The sequence below is a fragment of the Iamia sp. SCSIO 61187 genome, assembly GCF_019443745.1.
Taxonomy (GTDB): Bacteria; Actinomycetota; Acidimicrobiia; order Acidimicrobiales; family Iamiaceae; genus Iamia.
In genome coordinates, this window is sequence record NZ_CP050948.1 from 3,465,675 (window position 1) to 3,492,470 (window position 26,796).

30 protein-coding genes, 1 tRNA gene and 1 pseudogene are annotated in these 26,796 nt (G+C 74.4%); 15 read left to right on the forward strand and 17 right to left on the reverse strand.

Translation table 11 applies throughout. From position 1 onward, the window contains the following. Positions 1-70: 70 nt before the first annotated feature. The 4 genes from HC251_RS16525 (at position 71) to HC251_RS16540 (ending at position 3,455) form a co-directional block, all read left to right on the forward strand. Positions 71-1,024, forward strand: a complete 954-nt coding sequence (locus tag HC251_RS16525) for a LysR substrate-binding domain-containing protein (RefSeq protein ID WP_219941705.1) — start codon at positions 71-73, stop codon at positions 1,022-1,024. A gap of 87 nt (positions 1,025-1,111) precedes the next feature. Continuing rightward, complete coding sequence (locus tag HC251_RS16530) at positions 1,112-1,999, forward strand: SGNH/GDSL hydrolase family protein (protein WP_219941706.1); 888 nt, start codon at positions 1,112-1,114, stop codon at positions 1,997-1,999. Between the two features lie 95 nt (positions 2,000-2,094). Continuing rightward, positions 2,095-2,784, forward strand: coding sequence for an alpha/beta hydrolase (locus HC251_RS16535; protein WP_219941707.1), 690 nt, complete (start codon positions 2,095-2,097; stop codon positions 2,782-2,784). Beyond that, the gene (locus HC251_RS16540) at positions 2,781-3,455 is read left to right on the forward strand and encodes an MOSC domain-containing protein (protein ID WP_219941708.1); all 675 of its coding nucleotides are present in this window, start codon (positions 2,781-2,783) and stop codon (positions 3,453-3,455) included. Before HC251_RS16535 ends, HC251_RS16540 begins: the two co-directional genes overlap by 4 nt. A gap of 6 nt (positions 3,456-3,461) precedes the next feature. On the opposite strand, the gene HC251_RS16545 is transcribed toward HC251_RS16540, so the two are convergent. Then, positions 3,462-4,094: a winged helix-turn-helix transcriptional regulator gene (locus tag HC251_RS16545; RefSeq protein ID WP_219941710.1), complete on the reverse strand. Its 633-nt coding sequence runs from the start codon at positions 4,092-4,094 to the stop codon at positions 3,462-3,464. 96 nt (positions 4,095-4,190) lie between these two features. After that, positions 4,191-4,595 (reverse strand): hypothetical protein, encoded by a 405-nt coding sequence (locus HC251_RS16550; RefSeq protein WP_219941711.1) that lies wholly within the window; start codon positions 4,593-4,595, stop codon positions 4,191-4,193. Positions 4,596-4,776: 181 nt separating this feature from the next. Between HC251_RS16550 and HC251_RS16555 the strand changes: the two genes are divergently transcribed. Beyond that, the gene (locus tag HC251_RS16555; protein ID WP_219941713.1) at positions 4,777-5,655 is read left to right on the forward strand and encodes a hypothetical protein; all 879 of its coding nucleotides are present in this window, start codon (positions 4,777-4,779) and stop codon (positions 5,653-5,655) included. Between the two features lie 62 nt (positions 5,656-5,717). Then, positions 5,718-6,377, forward strand: coding sequence for a TetR/AcrR family transcriptional regulator (locus tag HC251_RS16560; protein WP_219941714.1), 660 nt, complete (start codon positions 5,718-5,720; stop codon positions 6,375-6,377). A gap of 28 nt (positions 6,378-6,405) precedes the next feature. On the opposite strand, the gene HC251_RS16565 is transcribed toward HC251_RS16560, so the two are convergent. Further along, a tRNA-Ala gene (locus HC251_RS16565) sits at positions 6,406-6,479 on the reverse strand. Between the two features lie 166 nt (positions 6,480-6,645). Between HC251_RS16565 and HC251_RS16570 the strand changes: the two genes are divergently transcribed. Beyond that, positions 6,646-7,083, forward strand: coding sequence for a CAP domain-containing protein (locus tag HC251_RS16570; protein WP_219941715.1), 438 nt, complete (start codon positions 6,646-6,648; stop codon positions 7,081-7,083). A gap of 63 nt (positions 7,084-7,146) precedes the next feature. On the opposite strand, the gene HC251_RS16575 is transcribed toward HC251_RS16570, so the two are convergent. The 10 genes and pseudogenes from HC251_RS16575 to galU form a co-directional block, all read right to left on the reverse strand. Further along, positions 7,147-7,842: a hypothetical protein gene (locus tag HC251_RS16575; RefSeq protein ID WP_219941716.1), complete on the reverse strand. Its 696-nt coding sequence runs from the start codon at positions 7,840-7,842 to the stop codon at positions 7,147-7,149. A gap of 26 nt (positions 7,843-7,868) precedes the next feature. Next, positions 7,869-8,366 (reverse strand): hypothetical protein, encoded by a 498-nt coding sequence (locus HC251_RS16580; protein WP_219941717.1) that lies wholly within the window; start codon positions 8,364-8,366, stop codon positions 7,869-7,871. Between the two features lie 364 nt (positions 8,367-8,730). Continuing rightward, a pseudogene (moaC, locus tag HC251_RS16585) lies at positions 8,731-9,204 on the reverse strand (cyclic pyranopterin monophosphate synthase MoaC); the annotation flags it as partial. A 252-nt stretch (positions 9,205-9,456) separates the two neighbouring features. Then, a complete protein-coding gene (gene moaA / locus HC251_RS16590; RefSeq protein ID WP_219945733.1) occupies positions 9,457-10,437 on the reverse strand; it encodes a GTP 3',8-cyclase MoaA in 981 nt (326 codons plus the stop codon). A 12-nt stretch (positions 10,438-10,449) separates the two neighbouring features. Continuing rightward, a complete protein-coding gene (gene glp, locus HC251_RS16595; RefSeq protein WP_219941719.1) occupies positions 10,450-11,697 on the reverse strand; it encodes a gephyrin-like molybdotransferase Glp in 1,248 nt (415 codons plus the stop codon). Positions 11,698-11,754: 57 nt separating this feature from the next. Further along, the gene (locus tag HC251_RS16600) at positions 11,755-12,615 is read right to left on the reverse strand and encodes a hypothetical protein (RefSeq protein ID WP_219941720.1); all 861 of its coding nucleotides are present in this window, start codon (positions 12,613-12,615) and stop codon (positions 11,755-11,757) included. 228 nt (positions 12,616-12,843) lie between these two features. After that, entirely contained in the window at positions 12,844-13,341 is a 498-nt protein-coding gene (locus tag HC251_RS16605) for an RNA polymerase sigma factor (protein ID WP_219941721.1), read from the reverse strand. A gap of 48 nt (positions 13,342-13,389) precedes the next feature. Further along, complete coding sequence (locus HC251_RS16610) at positions 13,390-14,088, reverse strand: hypothetical protein (protein ID WP_219941722.1); 699 nt, start codon at positions 14,086-14,088, stop codon at positions 13,390-13,392. Then, on the reverse strand, positions 14,085-14,423 hold the full coding sequence (locus HC251_RS16615; protein WP_219941723.1) for a PadR family transcriptional regulator: 339 nt from the start codon (positions 14,421-14,423) through the stop codon (positions 14,085-14,087). Before HC251_RS16615 ends, HC251_RS16610 begins: the two co-directional genes overlap by 4 nt. Positions 14,424-14,495: 72 nt before the next feature. Further along, positions 14,496-15,383, reverse strand: coding sequence for a UTP--glucose-1-phosphate uridylyltransferase GalU (galU, locus tag HC251_RS16620; RefSeq protein ID WP_219941724.1), 888 nt, complete (start codon positions 15,381-15,383; stop codon positions 14,496-14,498). 97 nt (positions 15,384-15,480) lie between these two features. Between galU and HC251_RS16625 the strand changes: the two genes are divergently transcribed. The 3 genes from HC251_RS16625 to HC251_RS16635 all read left to right on the forward strand — a co-directional run bounded on the left by HC251_RS16625 (position 15,481) and on the right by HC251_RS16635 (position 17,517). Beyond that, the gene (locus HC251_RS16625; protein ID WP_219941725.1) at positions 15,481-15,816 is read left to right on the forward strand and encodes an FmdB family zinc ribbon protein; all 336 of its coding nucleotides are present in this window, start codon (positions 15,481-15,483) and stop codon (positions 15,814-15,816) included. A 6-nt stretch (positions 15,817-15,822) separates the two neighbouring features. Beyond that, entirely contained in the window at positions 15,823-16,638 is an 816-nt protein-coding gene (locus HC251_RS16630) for an S-methyl-5'-thioadenosine phosphorylase (protein ID WP_219941726.1), read from the forward strand. Positions 16,639-16,854: 216 nt separating this feature from the next. Then, positions 16,855-17,517, forward strand: coding sequence for a hypothetical protein (locus HC251_RS16635; RefSeq protein WP_219941727.1), 663 nt, complete (start codon positions 16,855-16,857; stop codon positions 17,515-17,517). Positions 17,518-17,521: 4 nt separating this feature from the next. Here the strand turns inward: HC251_RS16635 and HC251_RS16640 are convergent, their stop codons facing one another. The 4 genes from HC251_RS16640 to HC251_RS16655 form a co-directional block, all read right to left on the reverse strand. Continuing rightward, on the reverse strand, positions 17,522-18,616 hold the full coding sequence (locus HC251_RS16640) for a PHB depolymerase family esterase (RefSeq protein ID WP_219941728.1): 1,095 nt from the start codon (positions 18,614-18,616) through the stop codon (positions 17,522-17,524). Positions 18,617-18,641: 25 nt separating this feature from the next. Beyond that, entirely contained in the window at positions 18,642-19,463 is an 822-nt protein-coding gene (locus HC251_RS16645; protein WP_219941729.1) for an undecaprenyl-diphosphate phosphatase, read from the reverse strand. Between the two features lie 261 nt (positions 19,464-19,724). Beyond that, the gene (locus HC251_RS16650) at positions 19,725-21,086 is read right to left on the reverse strand and encodes a TldD/PmbA family protein (protein WP_219941730.1); all 1,362 of its coding nucleotides are present in this window, start codon (positions 21,084-21,086) and stop codon (positions 19,725-19,727) included. 61 nt (positions 21,087-21,147) lie between these two features. Continuing rightward, the gene (locus tag HC251_RS16655) at positions 21,148-22,539 is read right to left on the reverse strand and encodes a TldD/PmbA family protein (RefSeq protein WP_219941731.1); all 1,392 of its coding nucleotides are present in this window, start codon (positions 22,537-22,539) and stop codon (positions 21,148-21,150) included. Positions 22,540-22,657: 118 nt separating this feature from the next. Between HC251_RS16655 and HC251_RS16660 the strand changes: the two genes are divergently transcribed. From HC251_RS16660 to HC251_RS16680, 5 genes are read left to right on the forward strand one after another with little or no spacing between them, the layout of a single operon-like run. Then, a complete protein-coding gene (locus HC251_RS16660; protein WP_219941732.1) occupies positions 22,658-22,993 on the forward strand; it encodes a hypothetical protein in 336 nt (111 codons plus the stop codon). After that, on the forward strand, positions 22,990-24,519 hold the full coding sequence (locus tag HC251_RS16665) for a hypothetical protein (RefSeq protein ID WP_219941733.1): 1,530 nt from the start codon (positions 22,990-22,992) through the stop codon (positions 24,517-24,519). Before HC251_RS16660 ends, HC251_RS16665 begins: the two co-directional genes overlap by 4 nt. A gap of 10 nt (positions 24,520-24,529) precedes the next feature. Then, on the forward strand, positions 24,530-25,108 hold the full coding sequence (locus tag HC251_RS16670) for a hypothetical protein (protein WP_219941734.1): 579 nt from the start codon (positions 24,530-24,532) through the stop codon (positions 25,106-25,108). Continuing rightward, positions 25,105-26,028 (forward strand): hypothetical protein, encoded by a 924-nt coding sequence (locus tag HC251_RS16675; protein WP_219941735.1) that lies wholly within the window; start codon positions 25,105-25,107, stop codon positions 26,026-26,028. The genes HC251_RS16670 and HC251_RS16675 overlap by 4 nt, the downstream gene beginning before the upstream one ends. Beyond that, entirely contained in the window at positions 26,025-26,744 is a 720-nt protein-coding gene (locus HC251_RS16680) for an SseB family protein (protein WP_219941736.1), read from the forward strand. The genes HC251_RS16675 and HC251_RS16680 overlap by 4 nt, the downstream gene beginning before the upstream one ends. Positions 26,745-26,796: the final 52 nt, after the last annotated feature.

A 26,796-nucleotide genomic window follows, 5' to 3' on the forward strand; every position in this document is an offset into this window, starting at 1 on the left:
GGCCTCGACCTGCCCGGGCCGGGCGCCGCCGGTGACCTAGGGTCTCCTCCGTGACCTCCGTCACCGGGCCATGAACCTCCGCGACCTCCGGTACCTGGTGGCGGTGGGCGAGCACCGCCACTTCGGCCGGGCCGCGGAGGCGTGCTTCGTCAGCCAGCCGACCCTCTCGACCCAGATCAAGAAGCTCGAGCGCGAGCTCGGCGTGGAGCTGGTCGAGCGCACGCCGGGCAACGTGATGCTGACCGCCGTCGGCGAGCAGGTCGTGGCCCGGGCCCGGCTGATGCTCGACGAGGCCGACAGCATCCGGTCGATCGCCCGCCGGGCCCAGGACCCCCGCTCGGGCACCCTGCGCATGGGCCTGTTCCCCACCCTGGCGCCCTACCTGCTCCCCCACGTGGTGCCGCCGATCCACGAGCGCTTCCCGAACCTCGAGCTCCTCCTCGTCGAGGAGAAGACCGAGATCGTGCTCCAGCAGCTCAACGCCGGACGGCTGGACGTCGGGGTCCTGGCCGTGCCGGTCGACGCCCGCCTCCACCAGGAGAACCTGTTCCAGGAGGACTTCCTGCTGGCCGTGCCGAGGACCCACCCGCTGGCGGCGCGGGGCGACGAGCCCGTCGACGTCGGTGTCCTGGTCGACACCCACGTCCTCCTGCTGGAGGAGGGCCACTGCATGCGCGACCAGGCCCTGTCGGTCTGCCGGCTCTCCGGCGCCGCCGAGATGGCCGGGTTCCGGGCGACCAGCCTGGAGACCCTCAGGCAGATGGTCTCGGCCGGCGTCGGCGTCACGCTGCTGCCCGAGCTGACCGTGCGGCCGCCCGTGCCGCCCTCGGACGGCATCGCCCTGCTGCGCTTCGCCGACCCCGTCCCCCGGCGCCAGATCGCCATGCTCTGGCGGGAGACCAGCGTCTACGGCGACCTGCTCCGCGAGATGGCCGAGGTCATCCGGACCGTCGTCTCCGGCCTCCTCGGCCCCGACGCCGTGGCCCTCCCCCCTGCCCTCGTCGACCCGGCCCGGGCCGGCTGACCGGTTTCGAGCGACACCATCCGGGCCAGTGCGACGCCGGTCACCGGCCTGCCCGTCGCGCCGGTGCTGCGACCTCAGGGGGTCCCGATGCCCGTCCGCGCCGTCACCATCCCCGCCCTCGTCGCCCTGGTGGCGAGCCTGCTGCTCGGTTCGTGCACACCGCCGCCGAGCTACGTCGCCCTGGGCGACTCCTTCACCGCAGGACCGCTGATCCTCCCCCAGGACGCCGGGGTGCCGGGGTGCCTGCGCTCCGACGCCAACTACCCCAACCTGGTCGCCCCGGACCTGCCCCAGCCCGCCTTCCGGGACGTGAGCTGCAGCGGCGCCCGCACCCGCGACATGACGCAGGCCCAAGACGTCGAGCCCGACCCGGACAACCCGCCACAGCTCCAGGCCCTCGACGGGGCCACCGAGGTCGTCACCCTGGGCATCGGGGGCAACGACATCGGCTTCACCGAGATCGCCGAGACGTGCGTCCGCCTCGGCCTGCGCGACCCGCAGGGCTCGCCGTGCCGCGACCACTACACCGCCGGCGGGGTCGACCAGATCGCCGCCCGCATCGCCGCCCTCCGGCCCCGGCTGCGGGCCGTGCTCGACGAGATCGCCCGTCGGTCGCCCCGCGCCACGGTGTTCGTCGTCGGCTACCCCGCCATCCTCCCCGAGACCACCGCTCTGTTCGACCTCTGCCGGCCGAGCCTGCCGATCGCCACCGGCGACGTCGCCTACCTCCGGGACCAGGTCCAGAAGCGGCTGAACGCGGCGATCCGGGCGGAGACGGTCGGAGGGGGCGACGTCTACGTCGACACCTACACGCCGAGCATCGGCCACGATGCCTGCCAGCCCCCCACGGTGCGCTGGGTCGAGCCGCTGATCCCCGCCGCCGACGCCGCCCCGGTCCACCCCAACCGGTCCGGCATGGCGGGCATGGCCGCCATCGTGCGCTCCTCCATGCGTGCCCACGGCGTGATGGCCTGACCCCCCGCGCCACCGACCATGCCGGCCGACGCGGGCTACTTGGTTGTTCCAAGTTCGACCTTGACTCCTCCAAGCACGAGGCGTAGACCGCTGGCATGGGCTCGTTCGTCCTGGTCCACGGCGCGTGGCACGGCGGCTGGTGCTGGGACCGCGTGACGACACGCCTGGTCGGCGCCGGCCACACCGTGATCGCCCCCGACCTCACGGGGTTGGGCGCCGACGCCGCCGCCCTCGACCGCCACGTCGGTCTCGGGACCCACGTCGACGACGTCACCGCCGTCCTCGAGCAGGCCGTCGAGCCGGTGGTCCTCGTGGGGCACAGCTACGCCGGGTTCGTGGTCCGGCAGGCGGCCGACCGCCGGCCCGAGGCCGTCGCCCAGCTCGTCTTGCTCGACGCCTGGTTCGGCGCAGACGGGCAGTCCCTCTTCGACCGGGCGCCGGCCTGGTTCCGCGACGCCCTCTCCGCCTCGGCCGCCCGCGACGGGGACGGGTGGCGGCTGCCCCCACCTCCCCCCTCGCTGGTCGGGGTGGACGACCCCGCCGACGTGGCGTGGGTCGCGCCCCTCCTCACCGACCACCCCCTCCGCACCTTCACCGACCCGACCGTCCTCTCCGGCGCCGTCGATGCCGTGCCGACGAGGGCCATCACTGTCGCGCCCGAGTCGCTGCCGTTCCGCGCGTGGGCGGCGGAGGCGGGCTGGGCGGTGACCACGTTGGCGACCGGTCACGACGCCATGGTGACCGCCCCCGACGCCCTGGCCGCCGCCCTCACGGATGCCGCGTGACCCCGCGCCGGGCCCCGAGCGACCCCGGCGGGACGGGGCGGCTGGAGGCCGTGTACGTCGGGACGCCCCAGCCGATGATCTCGAGCCGTGGGCCGGTCCGCTCGGCCATCGCCAAGCGGCGGGTCAGCGATCCCGAGGTGCGGGTCGGGACGCTGAACATCGACGGCGACCGCCAGGCCGACCTCTCCGTCCACGGGGGCCCGGACAAGGCCGTGTACGCCTACCCGGTCGAGCACTACGCGGCCTGGGTCGCGGCCGGGTTCCGCCTCGCCATCGGGGGCGTGGGCGAGAACCTGGCCGTGGGCGGCTTCTCGGAGCAGGACGTGCGCATCGGTGACGTCTGGGAGTGGGGCGACGCCGTGCTCGAGGTGTCCCAGCCCCGCTCGCCGTGCTTCAAGCTCGCCATCCACGCCGGGCGCCGGGGCGCCGGCCGGCACCTCGTCGCGACCGGTGCGTGCGGCTGGTACCTCCGGGTCCTCCGGACCGGGTCCGCCCCGACCGAGGGGACCATCAGGCGCGCCGCCACCCACCACGCCGAGCCCACGGTCGCCGAGGCGTTCGTCGCCCCCCGCCCGGGCGCCGATCCCGAGGTGCGGTCCCGGGTGCTCTCGAGCGCCCGGTTGGCCGACCAGTGGCGGGCGGCGGTGCCGGACCACCGGACCGGGCGCTGATGCTCGTCAGGCGAACAGGTTGGCCAGCGCCGTGACGGCTGCGGGCTCGCCCTCCACCTCCACGTCCCCCGAGGCGATCAGGTCTCGCGCCCGCGCCGGGTCCATGGCCACCGCGAGGGCCTCGACCTCGCCGGTGAGGGTCACCGCCGCCGGCTCGTCGTCGGGTCGCGCCTCGACGGCGTCGGGCGTGATGCGCAAGGTGACGGAGCCCTCCGGCGTGCAGAAGCGTGCCGTCAGGTCGACGCCCGGGCGATCGTCGCGGATCAGTGCTCGCACCGCCCGGCCCAGCCACTCCGGGTGGAGCACGTCGTCGGGGTCGCGCTCCTCGATCAGGGCCCGGCCCCATCGGGCATAGGCGACGATCACGTCCTCGAGGCCGGCGCCCGCCGGGGTGAGCGAGTACACGCGTGCGCCCGACGGTGGCGGCTGGGTCGAGCGCTCGACCAGCCCGGCGGCCTCGAGGTCCCGGAGCCGGCTGGCGAGGACGTCGGTCGAGACGCTGACGAGGCCGTGCATCAGGTCGACGTAGCGCTTGGGGCCGTCGAGGAGCTCGCGGACGATGAGCAGGGTCCAGCGCTCGCCCACCAGGTCGAGGCTCTTGGCCAGGGCGCAGTGCTGGCGGTAGCGGCGACCCGTCACGGCCGCACGCTACTCACTCCGGGGAACCAAGTGGGGACTCTGGCCACCAGAGCGAGTACGGGAGCGGGCGCCGCGGCGACGCGGTCCGAGCGGCCCCTACAGCGTCTGGGCCTGGAGCCGGGCGGCGCGCACGCGACCCTCCTCGCCCCGGTCCCCGGTCGCCTCGTCCTCCTGCTCCCGCTGCTCGGCCAGGGCGGCATCGACCTCCGGCAGCACCTCGGCCGCGAAGTAGGTGTTGGCGCCCTCGATGCGACGGTCGACGTCGGCCACCGCGGCCGCCAGCTCGGCGTCGGGCGGCCGGATGGTCACCGTCTTGCCCTTCAGGGTCGGGGTCGCGGAGTCAGAGCCGCCGTCGACGGGGTTGGCGAACCGCTCGGCCCACTCCACGGGCGGCACGGTCGAGAGACCGATCTGGACCTCGAGCCGGCTGTCGTCATCGGGGTCGATGCCCACGACGTCGGGGTGCTCGCGGGTGACGGGGAGCCAGGGGGATGTGGTCATGGACCCGACACTGCGCGGAGCCGCCGACCCTGCGCTCCCCCGTTCGGGGGTTTCCCTCGTCGGGCGAGCGGCGGTGCTCTCGACTGCCCGTCCATCAGAACCGACGCACTGTTGACTTTTGGGAGACGGTCCGTATGGTGACCGACATCACAGCCACCGACCACCCGGGGTGATCCGCGCCATGACGTCCATCTCTCGTCCGCTTCGTCGAGTCCTCCTCGGCTCCCTGCTGGCCCTGGCCCTGGCGATGACGGCGATCGCCGCGCCCGGAGGGGCGGCCTCGACCATCGAGACGACCTACAAGGCGACCGGGACGTGGACGGTCAGCACCGTCGCCGGCACCGACGCCCAGGGACGGCCGATCACCATCGTCCACCCCACGAACCTCGGCGCCAACGGCTTCGACCACCCCATCATCACCTGGGGCAACGGGACCGGCAGCACCCCGTCGAACTACACCGCCACCTTGCAGCACCTGGCGTCGTGGGGGTTCGTGGTCGTCGCGTCCAACAGCGGCTCGGTCGGCTACGGGGGCGAGGTGTGGGCGGCGGCCCAGGCGATGATCGCCCTGAACAGCAACCCGTCGAGCCCCTTCGACGGCAAGCTCGACACCACCAAGATCGGCGCCGCCGGCCACTCGCAGGGTGCCACCGGGGCGGTGAACGCCACCATCATGTCGAACGGCGCCATCACCTCGACCGCCCCCATCGCCTTCGTCGACCCGTTCTGGTTCTTCGGCAACACCGCCCAGATGCCCGACTGGACCAAGGTCACCAAGCCGATCTTCTTCATCTCCGCCACCGGGGACTGGCTGGCGAGCCGATCCCAGCAGACCACCTACTACAACGGCATCGCCGGCCCGGCAGCCAAGGCCGCGACCAAGGGCGGCGACCACAACGTCATCCAGCAGCCGGCCAACGCCCAGCTCGGCTACCTCACGGCCTGGTTCATGTACACGCTGCGGGGCGACACGACCGCCCGCCAGGCCTTCGCCGGGACGGCGCCGGAGCTCCTCGGCAACACCGGGTGGACCAACGCCGCCCGGAAGAACCTCCCCTGAGGCGTCGCCTCCCGGCGCGGCGTCAGGGGCGCCGCGCCGGGAGGTGATAGGACTTCCGCGGCATGAGCCCGGCGAAGAAGAGGGCGCTCGACACCCCCGCCCGCGCCGGTCGGCGACGAGGCCCCACCAAGGGCGACCTGAAGGAAGCGGCGATCCTCGACTGCGCGTGGGAGCTGCTCGGGACCAAGCCGGCCACGGAGATCACCATCGAGGAGCTCGCCCGAGGGGCGGGCATCTCCCGGCCGACCTTCTACTTCTACTTCGCGTCGCGGGACGCGGTGGTCCGCGCCCTGGCCGCGCGGGTGGGCCAGGAGCTCTACGACACCTTCGGCGCCCCCCTCGTGTCATCCTCCGACGACCCGCAGGGCGTCGTCCGGGCTGCGGTCGCGGCCTACATGGATCGGTGGCGCACCGAGGGCCGCGTCCTGCGGGCCATGGTGCCGCTCTCCGAGGGCGACGGCGGGCTGCGCGACTTCTGGGAGCCGATCAGCGACCGGATGGTCGAGACCATCGCCGCGTCGATCGAGGCCGAGCGGGAGGGCGGGCGGGCCCTGCCCGGACCGCCCAGCTCGCAGGACCTGGCCCGCGCCCTGGTGGCGATGCTGTGGCGCAGCGGCTACGAGCTGTCGGTCGATCAGCCCTCAGCGGCCGAGCGACGCCGCCGGGTCGACACGCTCACCACCGTGTGCCTCCGCGCCGTCTACGGCGCCTCGCCCGGCTGAGGTGGACCTCCTCCGCCAGGAGAAGGAGTGGAGGTGATGGGATTCGAACCCACGGCCTCTTCGATGCGACCGAAGCGCTCTAGCCAACTGAGCTACACCCCCGGAGGGACCGCCACCCTACCCGTTCCCTGGTGGCGGCTCCGCACCGTTGCCGGCACGGGCACGACGGGCGTCGCGTCGGCTGCCGACGTGCGTCCCCGGCGCCCACGGACGGGTGAAAGTCGGAGCTCCCACTCACTGCGGCCACTTTGCCACCGATGGTGGTTGCATGCGCACGAAGCTCCGCCGACGGACCATCCAGGTGGCCGCCCTCGCCGTGGCGCTCGTGGTGGTGCTGTCCGGCTGCATCTCCTCCGGTCAGACCGCGGTCCAGAACGAGCTCAACGCCGACCGCAGCGCCTACGCCCTCCGCCGCCTGCCGACCCACGGCCAGCTCAACACCAAGGCCCAGGCCTGGGCCGAGAAGCTGGCCCGTGACGGGGTGCTGTCGCACTCGAACCTCACCTCCGGCGTCCCCGGCTGCTGGCGCGCCCTGGGCGAGAACGTGGGCTACGGCAGCTCCGCCGCCGGCGTCCAGGACGCCTACATGCGGTCGACCAAGCACCGAGACAACGTCCTCGACCGCCGGTGGAGCTACGTCGGGGTCGGCTACGCCAAGGCCGGCAGCCGGGTCTACACCGTCCAGGTCTTCATGCAGGGCTGCTGAGCCCGACGGGCTCCACCCGTCCTGGTTCGGCCGGCCTCCTGGCGGGGGGTCGGCCGAGCCGCGTCAGGGCTGCGGCGGCTCCGCCGTGGCGTCCGGTCCTGCCGCACCGCCCCCGCCCTCCCGGTCACCGGCCACGATCGCCCGCTGCAGCCGGGTCTGGAGCACCGTCGTGGTGACGTCTCCCCGGCTGCGCTCGAGCACGGCCCGCAGCTGGTCGAGCGAGCGCCGCAGGCCGTGGGTGAGGGCATCGGGGTAGTCGACCAGCGACAGCACGTCGTAGACGTCGTCCATGGCGACGAGCAGGGCCTCGCCCCGGGCCAGGTCGCCCTCGCGCAGCCGGTCGAGCAGGTTGCGCCGCAGCTCGCTGGCGGCCTCGCACAGCCCCCGCATCCACGCCGTGGGGTCGACGCCCAGCTCGTCGGGACCGGGGACCGGCTCACCGGCGACGAGGGCGGCCGTGAGGCGGGCCTCGGCCAGCTCCTTCTCGGCGTCGTGGAGGAACCCGCCGTGGGCGACGGCAGGGAACGGCGCCAGCGTCCGCTGGGCGACGCGCAGGGAGGCCTCGGCCTCGGCCACGTGGGCGCCGGCGGCCGCGGCCTCGCCCCGGTGGATGGCGCGGATGGCCCGCGACGCGCTCCGGATGGTGGCCCGGCACGCCGGGAGGGCGGTCTCGCGGGCGTCGTGGGCCGCGCTCAGCCCCACCCGGATGGTGTCGGTGATGCCCTCGAGCCGGGCGCGGGTCGAGGGCGGCTCGGCCACGGAGCAGCGCCGGGGCCCGGGCGGGCTCAGCCCGAGGCGGTGCGCCGGACGGCGACCAGGCGGGGCTGGCTCTGGGCCGGGGCGGCCAGGTAGCGCACCTTGACCGCCTGCTCCTCGGCCAGCTTCCGCATCTGCACCAGGAGGTAGACGTAGGCCCCGAGGGCGACGTCGACGGCGAGGTGCAGGAGCAGCATCGGGCCGCCGAAGGCGAGGGCCAGCAGCAGGGTGAAGCCGGCGGCGCCGCCAAGGGTGAAGAGCACGTCGCGGCGGCGCTTGCGGGCGGCGGACCGGCCGGCGGGCGTGCCGGCCAGGGGGGCGCCGGACGCGGCGCGGGTCGTGCTCGACCCGATGGGGGCGAGCGACGGCGGCCGGAGCGAGCTGGTCGGCGTGGTGCGGCCGATGACGGCCAGGTCCTGCCGGAAGCTCGAGACCGATGATCCGGGACGGAGGTCAGCGCGGTTCCGCACGAGCGGCGGGACCAACACGATGGCCCACACGATGGCGAGGAGGATCAGGACCGGCACACCCATCCTTCAGATCAGCTCTTCCTGTCATGACCGTACCTGCGGCCACCCCGCGGGACGGGGATGGGGAGGCAGGGCGGTGCGGCGGTCGCCCGATGTGACGACGATGTCACGGCGGCGGGGGGAATGTGACGGTTCTACTACGAAAGGGTGGCGAGAGCCAGCCCACGGCGCCCGCTGACGGTCGGCTGACGCCGCCTGACCTGGGCCGGGACGATCAGACCTCGGCGGGGTCGCCGAGCCCGGCGGGACCGATCATCCCCGGGGCACCCTCGCCGGCCGGGTCCTCGGAGCCGTCGTCGGCGTCGCTGCGGGGGTGGTCGAGGAGGATGCTGTCGATCGACTGGTCGGCACCGGCGTCGGGCTCGCGGCGGTACACGCCCGAGCGGCCCCCGGTCTTCTCCCACAGGGCGATGTCGCCGATCGTCATGGAGCGGTCGGCCGACTTGCACATGTCGTAGATGGTGAGGGCGGCGACCGAGCAGGCGGTGAGGGCCTCCATCTCGACGCCGGTGCGGTCGACGGTGTCGACGTGGGCCTCGACCTCGATGTAGGCGTCCTCGATCCGGAAGTTCACCAGGACCGCCCCGACCAGCAGGGGGTGGCACAGGGGGATGAGGTCCGAGGCCCGCTTGGCGGCCTGGATGCCGGCGACGCGGGCCACGGCCAGGACATCGCCCTTGCCCACCCCGCCCCGGGCGACGAGCGATGTCGTCTCGGGGTTCATGTACACCCGGCCCCGGGCCACGGCCCGCCGGTGCGTCGGGTCCTTGGGGGTCACGTCGACCATGCGGGCGCGCCCGAGCGGGTCGAGGTGGGTCAGTCCACGATCGGGCATGCAGGGATGCTACGCCCAACGCCGCCACCGGCCGTCCGGCGACGAGACGAGGCGGACGACGCCCGAGGACCGCGTAGCCAGATCGCCACGACGCAGCCCGGCCCGGCGCAGCCGCAGGGGGGTGCGGGGGGTCGCCCCCCGCAGAGGAGTCGTGTCGCCGAGGAACGAGGCGTCCGACTCCGGGAGGACCTTCAGCGCGAGCGCAGCGAGCACGTTCAGCTCGGAGGAACGGAGCGAAGCGAGTGACTCCGACTACCCGCCGATCTGGGACATGCTCCGGCGGGGGCGGATGAAGGCGGGCTGGCCGATGAGGTGGCCGGGACCCTTGTCGCCGACGGCGGCGGCGAAGGCCGAGGCCAGGTGGTCGTCGTCGGCACCGTTGCGCATGAGGTCGCGGAAGTCGGTCTCGACGGTGGCGAACAGGCAGGTGCGGAGCTTGCCGTCGGCGGTCAGGCGGATCCGGTCGCAGTCGCCGCAGAAGGGCTGGGTGACGCTGGGGATGACACCGACGTCGCCGCGGCCGTCCCGGTAGCGCCACAGCGAGGCGGGGGCCGAGCCCCGGGGGACGGGGTCGAGGGGGAAGACGGCGGCGATGGCGGCGACGATCTCGGCCTGGGAGACGACGGCCCCGGCCTTCCACTCACCCGACGCGTCGAGGGGCATGAACTCGATGAAGCGGACGCCGATGCCGCGCTCGCGGCCGAAGGCGGCCAGGTCGACGATCTCGTCCTCGTTGACGCCCCGCATGGCCACCACGTTGAGCTTCACGGGGGTGAGGCCGGCGTCGAGGGCGGCGTTGATGCCGGCGAGGACCTTGTCGAGGTCGTCGCGGCGGGTGAGCTCCACGAACCGGTCGCGCTGGAGGGTGTCGAGCGAGATGTTGACCCGGCGCAGCCCGGCGGTGGCCAGGTCGGCCGCCTGGCGGTCGAGGGTCGTGGCGTTGGTGGTCATGCTCAGGTCGGTCCCGAGCCGGGCCAGCCGCTCGACCAGGACCGGGAGGTGGGCCCGAAGGGTCGGCTCACCGCCGGTGAGACGGATGGCGTCGATGCCGAGCCGCTCGACGAGGACGCGGGCGAGCCGCTCGATCTCCTCGAACGAGAGGAGCTCGTGGCGGGGCTGCCAGACCATCCCCTCCTCCGGCATGCAGTACGAGCAGCGGAGGTTGCAGCGGTCGGTGACCGAGATGCGCAGGTCGCGGTGGACGCGCCCGTGACCGTCGACGAGGGGGCGGATCACCGGACCAGCCTACGGCCGGCCCGGCACGAGCGCCTCGGGGTCGAGGACGAGGACCTCGACCTCGTCGCCGGCGGGGATGCCGGGCCCGTCGGGGACGAGCGCCAGCCCGTCGGCCTGGGCCGTGGCCCACAGCTGGTGGCTGCCCTGGGCCGCCACCGGCGTGGCGGTCAGGGCGCCGTCGGCGGGGTCCAGGGTGACCCGCAGGAGGTGGTCCTTGCCGTCGGGCCGGCGGTCGAGCGCCACCGCGGCCCGGGCCCGGACCCGGAGCCCCTCGACCGGGCGGCCGGCCATCTGCCGCAGGGCGGGGCGGGCGATGACCTCGAAGCTCACCAGCGACGAGACCGGGTTGCCGGGCAGCCCGAGCAGCGGGACGCCGTCGACGGTGGCGAGGGCGAAGGGCTTGGCCGGGCGGATGGCCACCTGCACCCACTGAGGGTCGGTCATCCGCTGGAGGACGAGCTTGACCACGTCGGCCTCGCCCATGCTGACGCCGCCCGAGGTGAGGATCACGTCGCAGCGGAAGGCGGCGGCGTGGAGGGCGGCGGCCACGGCGTCGACGTCGTCGCGGACCCACCCCAGGTCGACCGGGACGCAGCCGGCCTCGGCCGCCTTGGCCAGCAGCATCGGGCGGTTGGAGTCCCGGATCTGGCCCACGGCGAGGGCCCGGGGCGCCTCGACGAGCTCGTCGCCGGTCGAGATCACGCCGACCCGGGGGCGGGGGACGACCTCGACGGAGGTGCGCCCGACTGCGGCGAGCACGCCGATGAGCGGGGCGGTCAGGACCGTCCCGGCCGGGATGACCACGGTGCCGGCGCGCACGTCGTCGCCGGCGCCCCGCACGTGCTGGCCGGGCTCGGCCGGGGCGAGGATGGCGACGGTCTCGTCGTGGTCGCGGGACCCGTCGGAGAAGCGTGAGCGCTCGACGGGCACGATGGCGTCGGCCCCCGCGGGGACGGGGGCGCCGGTCATGATCCGGATCGCCTGCCGCGATCCGACGGTCCGCGCCGTCGTCTGCCCGGCCATGATCGTCTCGACGACGTCGAGGACGACGGGGATGTCCTCGGTGGCGGACGCGACGTCGGCGGCGCGCACGGCGAAGCCGTCCATGGCCGAGCTGGCGAAGCCGGGCAGGTCGGCGTCGGCCACCACGTCGTCGACCACGACGCAGCCCCGGACGTGGGCGAGCGGCAGGTCCCGGGGGGCGAGCCGCGGGCAGCGGGCCAGGACCAGGTCACGGACCTCGCTGAGCGGACGCATGGCGGTGGACGGTAGTGGCCGCCCGCGCCCGGACCCGGGTCTGCCGACGGCCGGGCGTCACCAGGCGACGTCGGTGATGTCGCCGATCCCGAGTCCGACTCCGACGAGGCTCCCGCTGTCCGACAACCAGCCATCGACGGCGGCGAAGGCCCGGACCGCTCCTTCGTGGACGACGAGCACCCATGCCCCGTCGGCGGTGGCGTCGAGGGTCGTGAAGGAGAACCCTCCACCGCCGACCGACCAGCGGACCTCACCGGTGGCGAGGTTCGCCATGCCGACCTCGCTGGCCCTGGCCTCGGCGTGGCCCTGGCTGGCGCCGAGGGTGCCCAGCCCCACGGCGAGGTGCCCGTCCGGCATGAAGGCCGGGAGGCCGACCCCCGATGACCGCTCGACCTCGGACCAGCCGCCAGGGTCGGCGACGGCGGTGACGTCGACGGCGGTGCCCGCGATCGTGCCGTCGCCCGCCCGCGTGACCCGCTGGCGTGCGATCGTGCTGCCGTCGGGCGACAGGGCCAGCGCGGTGACCTCGCCACCCATGGGAAGGTCGGCGAACGGGCGACCGCCGCGCTCGTCGACCCTGTGGACCCGGATCACGCCATCGACCACCGTGGCGAGGGTCTCCCCGTCGCCCGACACGGCGAACGCGGTGTCGGCGGCGATGGGGCCGGAGACCAGCCCGCTGGTGGGGTCGATCCGCCAGACCGCCTCGCCCACGGCGTACATGACGGTGCCGTCGGACCCTCGGTCGACCGAGGTGATCGATGCCGGCGCCACGTCTGAGCCGGACACGAGGATGGTCGGCTCGAACAGCCGGTCGCCCGGGGCCGCTGTGCCATCGGGTCCCGAAGCGTCCTCGTCGACGCCGCTGCCCTCGAGCAGCAGCACGTCATCGAGGCCGTCGCCGTCTCCGTCGGCCACGACCAGGATGCTGTCCGGCCTTGGCTCCTCGGGGGTGTGGTTCCGCTCCGTGCTCGGCGGGGTCGTCTCGGTCGACGGTGCCGCCGCCGTCGTCCGCGTTCGCGCTCCGTCGCTGCGGGTGAGGGCGACGGCCGCGGTGATGGCCAACCAGGCGCTCCCAGTCGTCGGGGGCGAGCTCGGCGCCGGCGGCGTCGGCGGCGTGGTCGCGCAGGATCTGGTCGACGTCGCTCATCGGTGGTCCTCCAGGCTGACGGTCAGGGCGGCGCGGGCCCGGTGCAGATGGGTCTTGACCGAGCCGACGGAGATCCCGAGCTCGGCGGCGACGGCGGCATCGGGCAGTCCGGCGAAGTAGTGCAGGGCCACGCAGTCGCGCTGCCGGGCCGGCAGGGCCACGACCGCGGAGGCGACGGCCCGGGCCCGGTCGCCACCGAGCGCCGTGGTCTCGGCCGACGGAGCCGGGTCCCGAGGTGCCGGGGCCAGACGGCGGACGACGGCGCCGTGGCGGTGGTGGTCGTGGACGAGGTTGGTGATCGTCCGCCGCAGGAACGCGGCCTCGGCCCCGGCCGCCGGTGGCCGAGAGGCCCGGTGCAGACGGACGAACGCGTCGTGGACGATGTCCTCGGCGAGGGCCCGGTCGGCCGTCAGCGCCACCGCGAACCGCAGCAGCGAGGCGGCGTGGGCGTCGTAGGCGGCGCGCACCGCCTCGACCCCGGCACGGCGCGCCATCGGTTCGATCATGTGCCTCAGACGGTCGACGACGCCGGATGGTTGACGTCAGGGGGGTGGCACGACGTCGCCGCGCTGGGGGGCGGACTCGACGAAGATCACCTCGCGGACCGGGTCGTGGTGCCGGTCGGCCTGGACGACGGCGATGACGCCGATGACGACCACGAGGACCGAGACGATCTGCACGACCCGCCGGGGCACCCGGTCCGGGTCCCGGCCCAGGCGGACCGACGCCACCGCCGCCACGAACAGCGCCACCAGACCCCAGACCCGCTCGTGGAGGACGCGGGGGACGAGGACCGCGCCCTCCGAGCCGGTGACGGCCCCAAGCACGTGGACGGCCAGGTACGCCCGCAACAACCACCACGCCGGTCCGTCGACGGCCGCCTCCCGCACCGCGGCGTGCACGTCGCGCCCGGCCCGGGCGATCGTGCGCCACGCGCCGGCCAGGTGGCTGGCCACCCAGGGCCACGCCGCCGCGGTCGGCGCCCGGGGCGGGCCGGGCCGGGCGGCAGGGGCCGGGTCGGGTGCGGCGAGCCCGACCGCGGCCCGGAGCTCCTCGGCGTAGACCTCGGGCGGGCCGACGATGTCGTCGAGGGGGCGGGCGTCGTCGCGGCCGACCTCGTCGAGGTGGAGCCGGAGGTCGGCCAGCAGGGCGTGGCGCTCGGTCGGCTCGACGTCGCCCAGGGCGGCTCCGACGCGCAGCACGTAGGCCTCGAGCAGGGGGTCGGGTTGCATGGTGGTCACGGCGTCCTCCCCGGGACGTGGCTGCGGATGATGTCGTCGACGGCGTCGGAGAACGACCGCCACGCCTTGGTGCCGAGGGCCAGCTCCTCCCGGCCGAGGGGCGTCAGCCCGTAGTACCGGCGGTCCGGCCCCTCGGCCGACGGCGCCGTGTAGGAGAGCAGGTGGCCGGCCTTCGAGAGGCGGCGGAGCGTCCCGTACACCGACGCGTCGCCGACCTCGGTGAGCCCCGCCTCGCGCAGTCGGCGCAGGACGTCGTAGCCGTAGCCGTCCTCGTCGGCCAGGACGGCCAGCACCACCAGGTCGAGCGCTCCGCGCAGCATCTGGCTGGTGTCCACCGCGCCCACTATGACGCATAGCGCAGTAGTGGGCAACCACGGAACCGATCCTGCGGTCCGGCGGGCGGCGCCCTACAGGTCGCGGGTGCGGACGAAGTCCGAGAGGAAGGCCCGGAACTCCGGGCCCAGGTCCTCGCGCTCGGACGCCAGCTCGACGATCACCTTCAGGTAGTCGAGCACCTGGCCGGTATCGTAGCGGCCCTCGCTGAAGGTGTAGCCGTAGACGGCCTGGCTCTGGAGGAGCAGGGCGATGGCGTCGGTCAGCTGGAGCTCGCCCCCGGAGCCGGGCTCGATCTGGGCCAGGGCGTCGAAGATCTCGGGGGTGAGGACGTAGCGGCCCATCACGGCCAGGTTCGACGGCGCCACCGCGGGATCGGGCTTCTCGACCAGGTCGAGGATCTGGACCAACCGGTCCGACACGGGCTCGGGCTTGGCGCAGCCGTAGCGGGAGATCTCCTCGGGGGTGACCTCCTTGAGGGCGACGACCGAGCGGTTGTAGCGCTCGTAGGTGGCGATCATGTTCTCGAGCAGCGGCGTGTCGGGGCTCATCCACTCGTCGCCCAGGAGCACGGCGAAGGGGTTGTCGCCCACGTGCTTGCGGGCGACGGAGATGGCGTGGCCCAGACCGAGCGGCTCGCCCTGGCGGACGTAGTGGATGTCGGCCAGCTCGGCGATGTTCACCAGCTGGTCGCGCTGGGCGTGCTTGCCCTTCTCGCCGAGGAAGTACTCGAGCTCGAAGTTGCGGTCGAAGTGGTCCTCGAGGCTGCGCTTGCCGCGCCCGGTGATGATCAAGATGTCGTCGATGCCGGCGCGCACGGCCTCCTCGACGACGTACTGGATCGCCGGCTTGTCGACGACCGGCAGCATCTCCTTGGGCTGGGCCTTGGTGGCCGGCAGGAAGCGGGTGCCGAGGCCGGCGGCGGGGATGACGGCGGTGGTGACGGTGCGGGGCGCTTGCACGTCCCCTGTTCTACCCGCCGGGCGAGGGTTGCGATCGGGTCCGGCCCGGCCGGTACGCTGGCACTCCCACCGTGAGAGTGCCAACGCGGAGACGCCGATGCCCACGTACGAGTACCGCTGCAAGGACTGCGGCCACACCTTCGACGCCTACCAGTCCTTCACCGACGACGCTCTGACCGAGTGCCCCGAGTGCAGCGGCGCCCTCAAGAAGGTCTTCGGGAGCGTCGGCATCTCGTTCAAGGGCAGCGGCTTCTACAAGACCGACAGCCGCTCGGGCTCCACGGCGGCCACGGCCGGGTCGAGCAACGGCGACGGGGCCAAGAAGGACGCAGCGTCCTCCGACGGGGCGGCCACGACCGACACCCCGAAGGCCACGCCGAGGAAGGAGGCGAGCACCAGCTCGTCCTCCGGCTCGTCGACCTCGTCCGACTGACCGCCGGTGCCGGGCCCCACGGCTGAGCTCGCCGTCATCGGCGGCTCGGGCTTCACCGCCCTCCACGACGACGTCGAGACGGTCGAGCTCGACACGCCCTGGGGGCCGCCCTCGGGGCCGATCCAGCTCGCCGACGTCGACGGCCGGACCGTCGCCTTCCTCCCCCGCCACGGGCCCGGCCACCGGTTCCCGCCCCACCGGGTGCCGTACCGGGCCAACCTGTGGGCGCTGCGAGAGCTGGGCGTCGCCCGGGTGCTGGGGCCGTGCGCCGCCGGCTCGCTCCACCCCGACCGCCACCCGGGCGACCTGGTGGTGCTCGACCAGGCCGTGGATCGCACCTGGGGCCGCCCCGACACCTACTTCGAGGGCCCGACGGTCAACCACGTGTCCCTCGCCGACCCGTACTGCCCCGAGCTGCGGTCGGCGCTGCTCGCCGGGGCCGCCGACGGGCCGCTCCCCGTGCACGACGGCGGCACGGTGGTCGTCATCCAGGGGCCCCGCTTCGCCACCCGCGCCGAGTCCCGCCTGCACCGCGAGCAGGGCGCAACCGTCATCAACATGACCCAGATGCCCGAGGCCGCCCTCGCCCGGGAGCTGGGGCTCTGCTACGCCTCGGCCGCCCTCGTCACCGACTACGACACCGGCGTCGACGACGACCCGGGCGTCGCCCCCGTGACCCAGGCCGAGGTGTTCGCCACCTTCGAGGCCAACATCCCCAAGCTGCGCCAGGTCCTCCTCGGCGCCCTGGCCGCCGTCCCGGCCACCCGCTCGTGCGCCTGCGCCGCCGCCCCCGGCGGGCTCGAACCCGACGTCCCCACCTGAAGCCGCGCGCCACGGATGGTGCCAGGCACCTTCCGTGGTCCGCCACGGTTGGTGCCAGGCACCTTCCGTGGTCCGCCACGGTTGGTGCCAGGCACCTTCCGTGGTCCGACACGGTTGGTGCCAGGCACCTTCCGTGCGGCACGTGTGAGCCGCCGGTCGGGCGGGAACACGGGGACCGACGCTTCCCCCGTCGGTCCCCGATGGAAGGACGCGCCCGTGCCCCCGTTCCGGCCCCGCCGCTCGCTGCGGCCCCTCCGCCCCCGCCTCCCCCGCCGCGCCGTCCCCTGGTACGCGGCCGCGATCGCCCTCACCGTCCTCACCGCCGGGGTCGTCCACGGCACCCTCCGGCGGGCTGACGCCGCCGCCGCGGCCTACGGCGAGACCCATCCCGTCGTCGTGGCCACCGCCGAGGTCGCCGTCGGCGCACCGGTCGACGCCGACGTGGCCGAGGTCCGACGGCTGCCGCGAGCCGTCGTCCCCGACGGGGCGCTGACGGCGCTGCCCGACGGCCGGCGCGCCCTCGTCGCCCTCACCCCCGGCGAGGTGGTGCTCGAGCGCCGGATCAGCGGCTCCGACGCCGCCGGACCCGCCGCCCTCCTCGCCCCCGACGAGAGGGCGATGACCATCCCGCTGGCCATCCCCGGGCTGCCCCTCTCCCCCGGCGACCGGGTCGACGTCGTCGCCGGCGGCGCGCCCGGGGGCGGGGTCGGCGGCGACCTGCCGGTCGCACCTGGCCGGCCCGACGTGGTGGCCACCGACGCCGTCGTCCTCGACGTCGGCGAGGAGACCGTCGTGATCGCCCTCGACGCCGGCCTGGCCGCCGACGTCGCCGCCGCCCTCACCGTCGGCCCGCTCGTCCTGGCCCTCCGGCCCCCGTGAGCGCTCAGCCGGCGGGCAGCTGGTGGCGCTGGAAGAACTCCCAGATCCGCTCGTTGGCGTCGACCCCGTCGACCTGGGGGCCGGTGATGTCGGTGATCTGCTCGGCGAAGGCGCTGCCCGGCCAGCCGTGGCCCTGGCCCTCGATGATCACGAACTCCATGGCCGCCCCGTCCGGGCACGTCCAGGTCCGGTCGATCACCGGGGGGTCGACCTCGTCGGTGGGGTCGGTGCAGCCCTGGAGCTCGGCCCACGCCGCCGCCGTGGCCGGGTAGCCCTCGCCGTCGAGGTCGGGCTCGGGGATGGTCGCGCTGGCCCCCTGCTCACCACCGGCGAACGAGCTGGTGTCGACACCGCCGTTGAAGAGGAGGATCGGGTCCAGGGTGCCGTGGAACGTCAGGAGCGGGACCGGCCGGCCGGGCGCGCACCCGTCGGGGAGCTGGAGGCCGTTCACCGGGGCGAAGGCGGCGAAGCGGTCCGCCCGCTCGCAGGCCAGGAGGGACGTCATGAACGCGCCCATCGACAGGCCGGTGGCGTAGACGCGGGACGTGTCGATGCAGCGCCCGGCGGCGACCTCGTCCACCACCGCGTCGATGAAGGCGAGGTCGGGCGACCCCGCGCCCCCGACGTCCCACCGCACCGGCTCGCCCGTGCCGTGGGGGAAGACGGTGGCGAAGCCCTGCTCCACGCCGTACTCGCCGAGGGCGCTCTGGAGGGCGTGGACGTCGGCGCCCTCGGTGAACCCGTGGAGGTCCACGACGAGCGGGAGCGGCTCCTCGTCCTCGGGCGCGGTCAGCAGGTAGTACCGATCGACCCCGCCCGCCGCCAGGTCGACCCGCTCCTTGTCGGTCGGGGCGTGGGGGGCCGAGGCGCACCCGGCCGAGGGCACCGCCGGCCCGGTCCCCCCCTCCTCGCCCGACGGGGCGTCGTCGACCTCGTCGGCCCCGCCCTCGGCCGCCTCCCCCGTGTCCTCGGCCGCCTCGGCGGTGGTCGTCGTGGCGTCGGCGCCGTCGTCGGCGGTGGAGTTGTCGTCGCCCCCGCACCCGACCCCCAGGGCGGCGACGACGAGGAGGACGGCGAGGGAGCGGCGGGCACGGATCACGGCGGGCATCCTGACCGATCCCGCCTCAGCGCGCGTCGATGACCCCGCCGGCGAGCAGAGCCAGCACGAGCGCGCCCAGGGCGATCCGGTAGATCACGAAGACGGCGGTCGAGTGGCTGGTCAGGTACTTGAGGAACCAGGCGATGGCGGCGTAGCCGACCACGAAGGCCAGGGCGGTGGCCACCACCGTCTCGGCCACCCCGGGGCCGTCGCCGGCGGTGATGTCGGGGGCGGTCACGACGCCCGAGAGGACGACGGCGGGGATCGAGAGCAGGAACGAGAAGCGGGCCGCGCCCTCCCGGGTGAAGCCCATGAACAGCCCGGCGCTGATGGTCGCCCCCGACCGGGACACGCCGGGCACGAGGGCCATGGCCTGGGCCAGGCCGATGCCGAAGGCCGACCGGGTGTCGACGTCGTGGATGGTGCGCTCCCGCGTGCCGACCCGCTCGGCGGCGTAGAGGACGAGGCCGAGCACGATGAGGGTCGTGCCGACGATGCGCAGGTCGCGAGCCCCGGACTCGATCTGGTCCTTGAAGGCCAGGCCGCAGATCCCGATCGGGATGGTGGCGAGGATGAGGTACCACCCCATCCGGGCGTCGAGCTCGCCCCGCAGCGACGGGTCGAACAGCGACCGGACCCACGTCGTGGTGATGCGCCACAGGTCCCGCCAGAAGTAGATGACGACGGCGGCGACCGTGCCCAGCTGGGTCACGGCGGTGAAGGCCGCCCCCGGGTCCTCCCACCCGAAGAGGGCCGGCACGATGCGGAGGTGCCCGCTCGACGAGATGGGCAGGAACTCGGTCAGGCCCTGGACGATCCCCAGGACGACAGCCTCCACGAACGACACGAGGGTCGATCCTGGCAGACCACCCGACCCGGTCCGGCACGAGCGCGAGGTCGACCCAGTCCCGACAGGGAGATGAGCTCGACCGACGCAGGCACGGCTCGGCGCAGCCGCTGGGGGGTGCGGGGGGTCTCCCACCGCAGAGGAGCCGTGTCGCCGAGGAACGAGGCGTCCGGCTCCGGGAAGGTGTTCGGCCCCGAGCGCAGCGAGGGACCTTCAGCTCGAGGAAGGAACCGAGCGAAGCGAGGTTCCTGACGAGAAGACCTAGGTCCCCGAGATCGTCACGTCGCGGATGACGAGGCTGACGCCGGCGGCGGACATGGGGAGCCAGTCGACGTCGTTGCCGACGGCCTCGACGTCGCGGAGCATGCGCTGGAGCGTGGAGGCGATGGTGAACTCGCGCAGGGGCGCGCCCTGCTCGCCGCCGGTGATGCGGAGGCCCTCGGCGCCGGTGGAGAAGTCCCCGCTGACGGCGTTCACGCCCGAGTGCATGCCGATGACCGACGAGATGAGGACGCCCTCGCCCACCTGGCGCAGGAGCTCGTCCTGGGGGTGCTCGCCGGGGGCGAGGGACAGGGCCCGGCACCCGACGCCGGGCGTCGACTTGAACCCCCCGCGGACGGCGTTGCCCGTCGAGGCGGTGCCGGCCCACCGACCGCTGTAGGCGTTGTGCACGAACGACCGCAGCACGCCCTCGGAGATGAGGGGGGTGCGCCGGCTGGCCAGACCCTCGCCGTCGGTGGCCGACGCCGTGTAGGCCAGCGGGTTGGTGGCGTCGTCGACCAGCGTGACGAGCGGCGAGCCGACCTCCTCGCCCAGGCGCTCGGCGAACGGTGAGCGCCCCTTCAGCACCATCTCACCCGACAGGGTCGAGCCGATGATGCCGATCACCTGGGCCGTGACGTACGGGTCGAGGACGATGGTGGTGCGGGTGCTGGCCGGCTTGGTGGCGCCGAGCAGGCGGGTGGCCCGCATGACGGCGTCGTCGGCGGCGTCGCCCAGCACGAGGTCGTCCAGCTCCCGGCCGACCGAGAAGCCGAACCCGGTCTGGGTGAGACCGTCGGCCTCGGCCAGGCACGAGACGGCGACGTAGCAGGCCGTCGAGGCCGACTCCGAGCGGATGCCCGTGGTGGTGGCCACGCACGCCTCGCCCATGGCGTCGACGAACTCGGCCGACTCCACGCCCGAGATCCGGGGGTCGGCCCCCTTCACCGCCGCCTCCAGCTCGAGGGCCAGCTCGACCTTGCGCTCGGTCGACACCTCGAGCAGCGACGGTCGGAACAGGTCGAGCTCGGGGACGGGCACGCCGTCGGGCGCGGCCAGACCGACGTGCGGGTCCGGCGAGGCGAACCCGGCGTTGTCGCGGGCCTCGGCCAGGGTCTCGGCGATCACGTCCTCGTCGAAGGTCGCGGCGTAGGCGAAGCCCTGCCGGTCACCGAGGACGACCCGGATGCCCACGCCCATGGTCTCGGCCGACGACAGCGACTCGACGTCGGACTGGTAGGCCCGCACCTCGGTGTGGCGGCTCCGCCCGACGACGGCCTCGACCTGCTCGCCGTCGCCGGCCATGGCGACGACCCGGTCGGCGATGTCGGTCAGGTCACCCGACCCCGCGCGGCCGCTCACGCCGCGACCTTTGTCCGGAACCCGGCCACAGAGGATGACTTCCGGACAACGTTGGGCGGGGTCACGCTGCGGTCCCACCGATCGTGAGGCTCTTGACCCGGAGGGTGGGGACGCCGTCGCCGACGGGGACGCCCTGGCCGTCCTTGCCGCACGTGCCCGGCGAGCCCATGGCGAAGTCGTTGCCGAGGGCGTCGATGTCGACCAGCACCTTGGGGCCGTTGCCGATGAGGTTGCCCTCGCGCAGCGGCTCGGTGATCTCCCCGTCCTCGATCAGGTACGCCTCCCACATGCCGAAGACGAAGTCCCCCGTGGCGGTGTTGACCGAGCCACCGCCGAGCTGGGCCACGTACACGCCGTGGTCGGTTCCGGCGATGATGTCGGCCGGGTCCTCGGTGCCGTTGGTGAGGAACGTGTTGGTCATCCGCACCATCGGGAGGTGCTGGTAGCTCTGCCGGCGGCCGTTGCCCGACCGGGGCCGGCCCTCCTTGCGGGACCGGGTGTGGTCCCACATGTAGTCCGTCAGCACGCCGTCCTGGATGAGCACGTTGCGCTGGGCCGGGCTGCCCTCGTCGTCGATGCCGAAGCAGCCCCACTCGTCGGCGACGGTGCCGTCGTCGATCAAGGTGACGAGCGGCGACGCGACCTGCTCGCCGACCCGGCCCTTGTAGACCGAGGCGCCCTTGGAGACGAGGTCGGCCTCGAGCCCGTGGCCGCACGCCTCGTGGAACAGCACCCCACCGCCGCCGGCACCGATGACGACCGGCATCTCCCCCGACGGCGCCGGGCGGGCGCCCAGCTTGGTGATGGCCCGGCGGGCGGCCTTGCGGGCCAGGTCCTCGACCTCGTGGTGGTCGAACAGCTCGAAGCCGACGGTGTGGCCGAGGCTCTGGCGCCCGGTCTGCATGCCGGTGTCGCCGGTGGCGACCACGCCGATCGAGAAGAGGGTGCGGACCTGGTCGTCCTCGGCCAGCAGGCCCTCGCTGTTGGCGACGAGGATCCGCCGCCGGCTGTCGCCGTAGCGGGCACTCACCTGGCTGACGGCGCCGTCGGCGGCGCGGGCGGCCTCGTCGGCCCGGCGCAGGAGCTCGACCTTGCGGGCCTTGGGGACGTCCTCGGGCAGGATCGCCACCGTGCTGGGGTGACGGCTGGCCACCCGGTCGAGGGCGACGACGTTGGCCCCGCCCCCGCCTCGGCGGGCGGCGGCGCCGGCCGCCTCGGCGGCGGCCAGGAGGCCGGTCTCGGAGAGGTCGGAGGTGTGGGCGTACCCCGTGGTGTCGCCAGTGATGACCCGGATGCCGGCGCCCCGGTCGCGCCCCGAGGACAGCTCCTCGATGCGCCCGTCGTCGAGGACGGCCGACGTCGCCCTCTTGTCCTCGGCGAAGACCTCGGCGAAGTCGCCGCCACCGTGCAGGGCGGAGGCGAGGACCTGGGACAGCACGGCCTCATCGATCATCGGGGCAGCGTACCGACGGACCGGGGGGAGGGCTCCCCGTCTCGGGACCCACGGTTTGCATCGAAATGCATCGGGGGTACATCAGACGACGGCGCTCACCTTCCCCCTCGGAGCCCCCGTGCCCAGCTGTCCCGTCACCTTCGACTTCGCGTCCGCCGAGCTCGCCGCGGCCGAGTGCCGGCGCCACGCCGGCTACCTGGCGTCACTCCGGGAGGCCCGGGCCCGGGCCCGGACCACGGCCGTCGAGGACTGGTCGGGCCGCTTCCGCGACGACTTCGACCGCGACTTCACCACCAGCCAGCAGGCGCTCCAGGACGAGGTCGAGCGGCTCCGCACCCTGGCGGGAGCCATCGACGACGCCGCCGCCGAGGCCCGGGTCCTCAAGACCACCTGCGAGCGGGACCACGACCACTCCGCACCCCCCGGCGGCCCGGACCGGAACGGCCCCCGATGACCACGAGCAGCGCCCGGCCCCTCGACCTCCTCGACTACATGGCCGGCACCGGCGCCCAGCACGAGGCCATGCCCTCGACGGCCGAGCTCGACCGGTTGGTCGGCGTGATGATGCGCTCGCCGAACATCGAGTTCTTCACCGCCTGCTACCCCACCCCCGGCGACGGCGTGCTCGACGCCCGTCAGCTGGCCCAGGAGCTCGACATGTGGGTCGGGGTCGTCGCCACCGGCTTCATGGAGGCCGACGGCGGCGCCGACCCCGGCCTGACGGTCACCGTCGACGACGACGAGGTGATCGCGGCCCTGCCGCCCCTCATGGGCGACCCTCCGGCCGAGGTGCGGGCGCGGGTCGAGGAGGGCGAGGAGCTCTACGACCGCCTCGCCCAGGCCGCCGCGGACCGCGACCACGACGCCATCGAGGCGATCATGGCGGAGATCGACGAGCGGTCCGGCGACGACGCCCTGATGGCCGGGTTCGCCGCCGCCATCGCCGAGGCCGGGTCCCAGGAGGACTTCGAGGCCATGCTCGAGGACGGCATGCGGCCCAAGAACCGGCCGGGGGTCCTGGGCGGGGTGGTGGACTTCTTCGCCGGGGCGTGGGACGCCATCTGGGGCACGGTCACGTTCCTCTGGGACATCAGCACCGTCCGGATGATCTTCGACAACGACGGGTGGCGCGAGGACGTCGGCGCCCTCGCCTCCGGCGTCTGGCACGGCATCACCAACCCGCTCGAGTTCCTCGAGGCGATCGTCGACCTCGATGGCCTGAAGGACAACCCGGAGCGCTGGTTCGGCGCCCTGGCCCCCGACGCCGTCCTCGCCTACTTCACCGCCGGCAGCGCCACCGCCGCCCGACGGGGCGTCGGGGCCACCGGCGCCCTCCGCCGGCTCGGCGACTACCTGCACGCCATCCGCAACCTCCGCCACGTCGACCTCGACGCCGGCAGCTACGGCACGACCCTCCGCACGTTCAACCGCCTGCTCCGGGACTTCGACGGCGACATCGGCCGGACCCGCGCCGCCATGCGGCGGTACCTCGAGAACCGGACGGACCTGAGCCCCGAGCAGATCAACGCCTTCATGAACTGGGCGGTGGGCAACGCCTTCGACAACCAACGCCGGGGCACGGGTACCGAGATCGCCCAGGTCGAGCTGGGACCGCCGGGGTCGCGCGGCGGTGTCCGCCTCGACGCGTGGGACCCGGTCGCCGGCGAGATCATCTCGAACAAGTTCACCCAGCTCGCCGACATCACGACGCGCGAGGCGATCGACTACCTCGAGGAGCTCCCGGCCAAGTACGCCCCCGGCCAGGAGGTCAAGATCACGCCGACCGTCCGGGCCAAGGCCGAGGCGGCGGGGCTCGACCCCGACGCCCTCTGGCCCGATGGCACCGCCAACCTGTCGGGTCGGTACGTCCTGGTCGTCCCGCCCCAGGCCGATGCCATCCCCCAAGCCGTCATCGATCGGGCGCGCCAGCTCCGCATCACCATCCGGGATACTGATGGCACCGTGCTCGTCGGCCGCTGAGGACCACGCCATGCCCCCCACCCGCCCGCCCTACCGGATCGTCGGCTACGGCGCCGGCGCCTGGAACGACTGGACCCGGGCGCCGATCGATCCGATCTCCGAGGACGAGGCGCGCGCCCGCCACGAGGCCGACGAGCCCTACGGGGCGGTGCTCACCGCCGCCCCCGACGGCCGGCTCGAGCTCCCGGTCGTCGGCCTCACCGTCAACCAGCACGGCATCACGGTGGAGTTCCACCGCCACGACACCGGCACGGCCGACCTGGTGCACGTCTGGAAGCAGCCGGCACCGGGCGAGGCGTTCCGCATCACCCAGATCGACCGTCGGGCCGGCAGCAGCGAGGCCGTGCCCCGGGACCAGCTCGTGTACGAGTACCTCAAGCTGGGCGTCGACCCCGCCATCTGGGTCCACTGGACCGATGCGGGGGCCGAGGTGGTCGAGGAGCGGTCGATCGACCGCACGCCGTTCGACCTGCCGCCGCCCGCGTTCGGGGCCTACGACGCCTTCCTCGACGACGGGCTGGCGGCGCGGCTCTGGCCCGGTCTCCCCGAGCTGGCCTGGATCGGGCCCGAGGTCCCGGTCGGCCCGTGAGCCTCCTCGCCCCACCGTGGGCGCCCACCCTCGCCGCCGCCCTCGAGGCCGTCGCCCGCCGGGAGCCCGACGCCGGTGAGCGGTTGGCGGAGGCGGTCGCCCTCGACGAGGAGGTGCTCTTCCCCACCTCCGACGACGGCCGCCACCCCCTCGCCACCGGGCCGTCCGGCCAGGAGCACCTCACCGCCTTCACCGGGCTCTGGATGGCCCTGTGGGCGCACCCCGACCGCCCGCCGATGGAGGGGCGCCCGGTGCGCGAGGTCCTGGGCTGGGTCGCCTCGACGGGCGTCACCGTGCGGCTGGACCACGCGTCGGAGGCCGACACCCGCATCAGCCCGCCCGACGCCGCCGCCCTCCTCGACGGTCGGGCCGTCGACGTCGCCGCCGTGGCGGCCGGGGACCCGTTCCGGAACCCGGGCCCCGCCGCGGCGCCACCCGACGGCCCGCTCCCGGCGTCCCCGCCCGACCCGCCCGGCGACGCCGAGGTGACCTTCGCCCGGCGGTGGGACCCCGTGGCCCGCCAGCCGATCGAGCCGGTGCCGCGCCGGGACCTCGACGGGGTCGGGGCGGGCTACACCGCGATCCGCCGCACCCGGGACGCCCTCGACGTCGTGGCCTTCGGGACCACCGTCGTCGTGGCCACGACCTACGCCGGGGGCGACGTGCACCGCTGCGAGTGGGCCCGGTTCACCGAGGGCCTGTTCCTCACCGAGACCAGCACGGCCGACGACGACGGATCGCCCCGGCCGCGGCCCCGGACCGTCGTGCTCACCCGGCCCGACGGCCTCATCCGGTACTGGCGCCGCCACCCCGACGGCAGCGACATGACGACGGCGTCCTCGCCCGACATGGCCGGCCGGTGGATCGGGGTCCCACCGCTCGGCACCTTCGACCCGCTGGTGGCTCCGGCGTCATCGTGAGCACCGACGTCGCCCCGCTGCCCCTCCCCCCGCTCGACCCGGTCGTCGACCGCATCCGCCGGGTGGTGGTCGAGCGGGACGACCTCGACCTCGCCTTCCTCTACCTCCGTGACCTCCACCCCGCCGTGGGGCTGGTCGGCCCCCCCGATGCCCTCGCCCCCGGGTCGGACGCGGTCGGCGCCGTCGCCGCCGCCGCCGGCGTGGTGTACGGCGAGGCCGTGACGATCGTCGGGCTCCGGCCCGACGTCGACGTCCTGGACGCGCTGCTGGCGATCGCTCCCCCGATCGGTGCGGGCGGCCGGCTCGAGGTGGACCTGGTCGCCCTCGCCGCGGCGCGAGGCGACGGGGACCGCCCCGGGGAGATCGCCCGCCGGGCCGGCGTGCGGGCGACCGCGGCGGTCGTCGACGCCGACCTGGTCGTCCCGGTCGACCCCGACCGGCCGGGCGGCGGGCCCGCCCGCACCGGAGCGGTCGCCCTCCACCTGCCGATCGAGTGGGACGGGCAGGACCGAGCGATCCTCGGTGCGTTCACGTCGCGCTACGCCATGGTGCACGCCCTGGGCCCGGCGGCCCACCGGGTCGTCCGCGGCTGGGCGCTGGTCGAGGCCATCGGCGACGACGTCCACCTGGTCCTCGACCCCGGGCTCCCCTGGTCGTGGACCCCGCCCCCGGACCTCCTGCGCGGCCTGGCCCGGCGCTCCCCCGCCGGCCGGTGATCGAGCCGCCCCCACGGCTTTGCCCGACCCCCGGCGCGCGGGCGTAGCGTAC

Bases quoted from the DNA above. Each gene is read 5' to 3' on its own strand.
- HC251_RS16665 (WP_219941733.1), top strand. From the start codon at position 22,990: ATGACCACGAGCAGCGCCCGGCCCCTCGACCTCCTCGACTACATGGCC.
- HC251_RS16535 (WP_219941707.1), top strand. From the start codon at position 2,095: ATGGGCTCGTTCGTCCTGGTCCACGGCGCGTGGCACGGCGGCTGGTGC.
- glp (WP_219941719.1), bottom strand. From the start codon at position 11,697: ATGCGTCCGCTCAGCGAGGTCCGTGACCTGGTCCTGGCCCGCTGCCCG.
- HC251_RS16555 (WP_219941713.1), top strand. From the start codon at position 4,777: ATGACGTCCATCTCTCGTCCGCTTCGTCGAGTCCTCCTCGGCTCCCTG.
- HC251_RS16625 (WP_219941725.1), top strand. From the start codon at position 15,481: ATGCCCACGTACGAGTACCGCTGCAAGGACTGCGGCCACACCTTCGAC.
- HC251_RS16550 (WP_219941711.1), bottom strand. From the start codon at position 4,595: ATGACCACATCCCCCTGGCTCCCCGTCACCCGCGAGCACCCCGACGTC.
- HC251_RS16530 (WP_219941706.1), top strand. From the start codon at position 1,112: ATGCCCGTCCGCGCCGTCACCATCCCCGCCCTCGTCGCCCTGGTGGCG.
- HC251_RS16570 (WP_219941715.1), top strand. From the start codon at position 6,646: ATGCGCACGAAGCTCCGCCGACGGACCATCCAGGTGGCCGCCCTCGCC.
- HC251_RS16670 (WP_219941734.1), top strand. From the start codon at position 24,530: ATGCCCCCCACCCGCCCGCCCTACCGGATCGTCGGCTACGGCGCCGGC.
- HC251_RS16605 (WP_219941721.1), bottom strand. From the start codon at position 13,341: ATGGCGCGCCGTGCCGGGGTCGAGGCGGTGCGCGCCGCCTACGACGCC.
- HC251_RS16525 (WP_219941705.1), top strand. From the start codon at position 71: ATGAACCTCCGCGACCTCCGGTACCTGGTGGCGGTGGGCGAGCACCGC.
- HC251_RS16560 (WP_219941714.1), top strand. From the start codon at position 5,718: ATGAGCCCGGCGAAGAAGAGGGCGCTCGACACCCCCGCCCGCGCCGGT.
- HC251_RS16655 (WP_219941731.1), bottom strand. From the start codon at position 22,539: ATGATCGATGAGGCCGTGCTGTCCCAGGTCCTCGCCTCCGCCCTGCAC.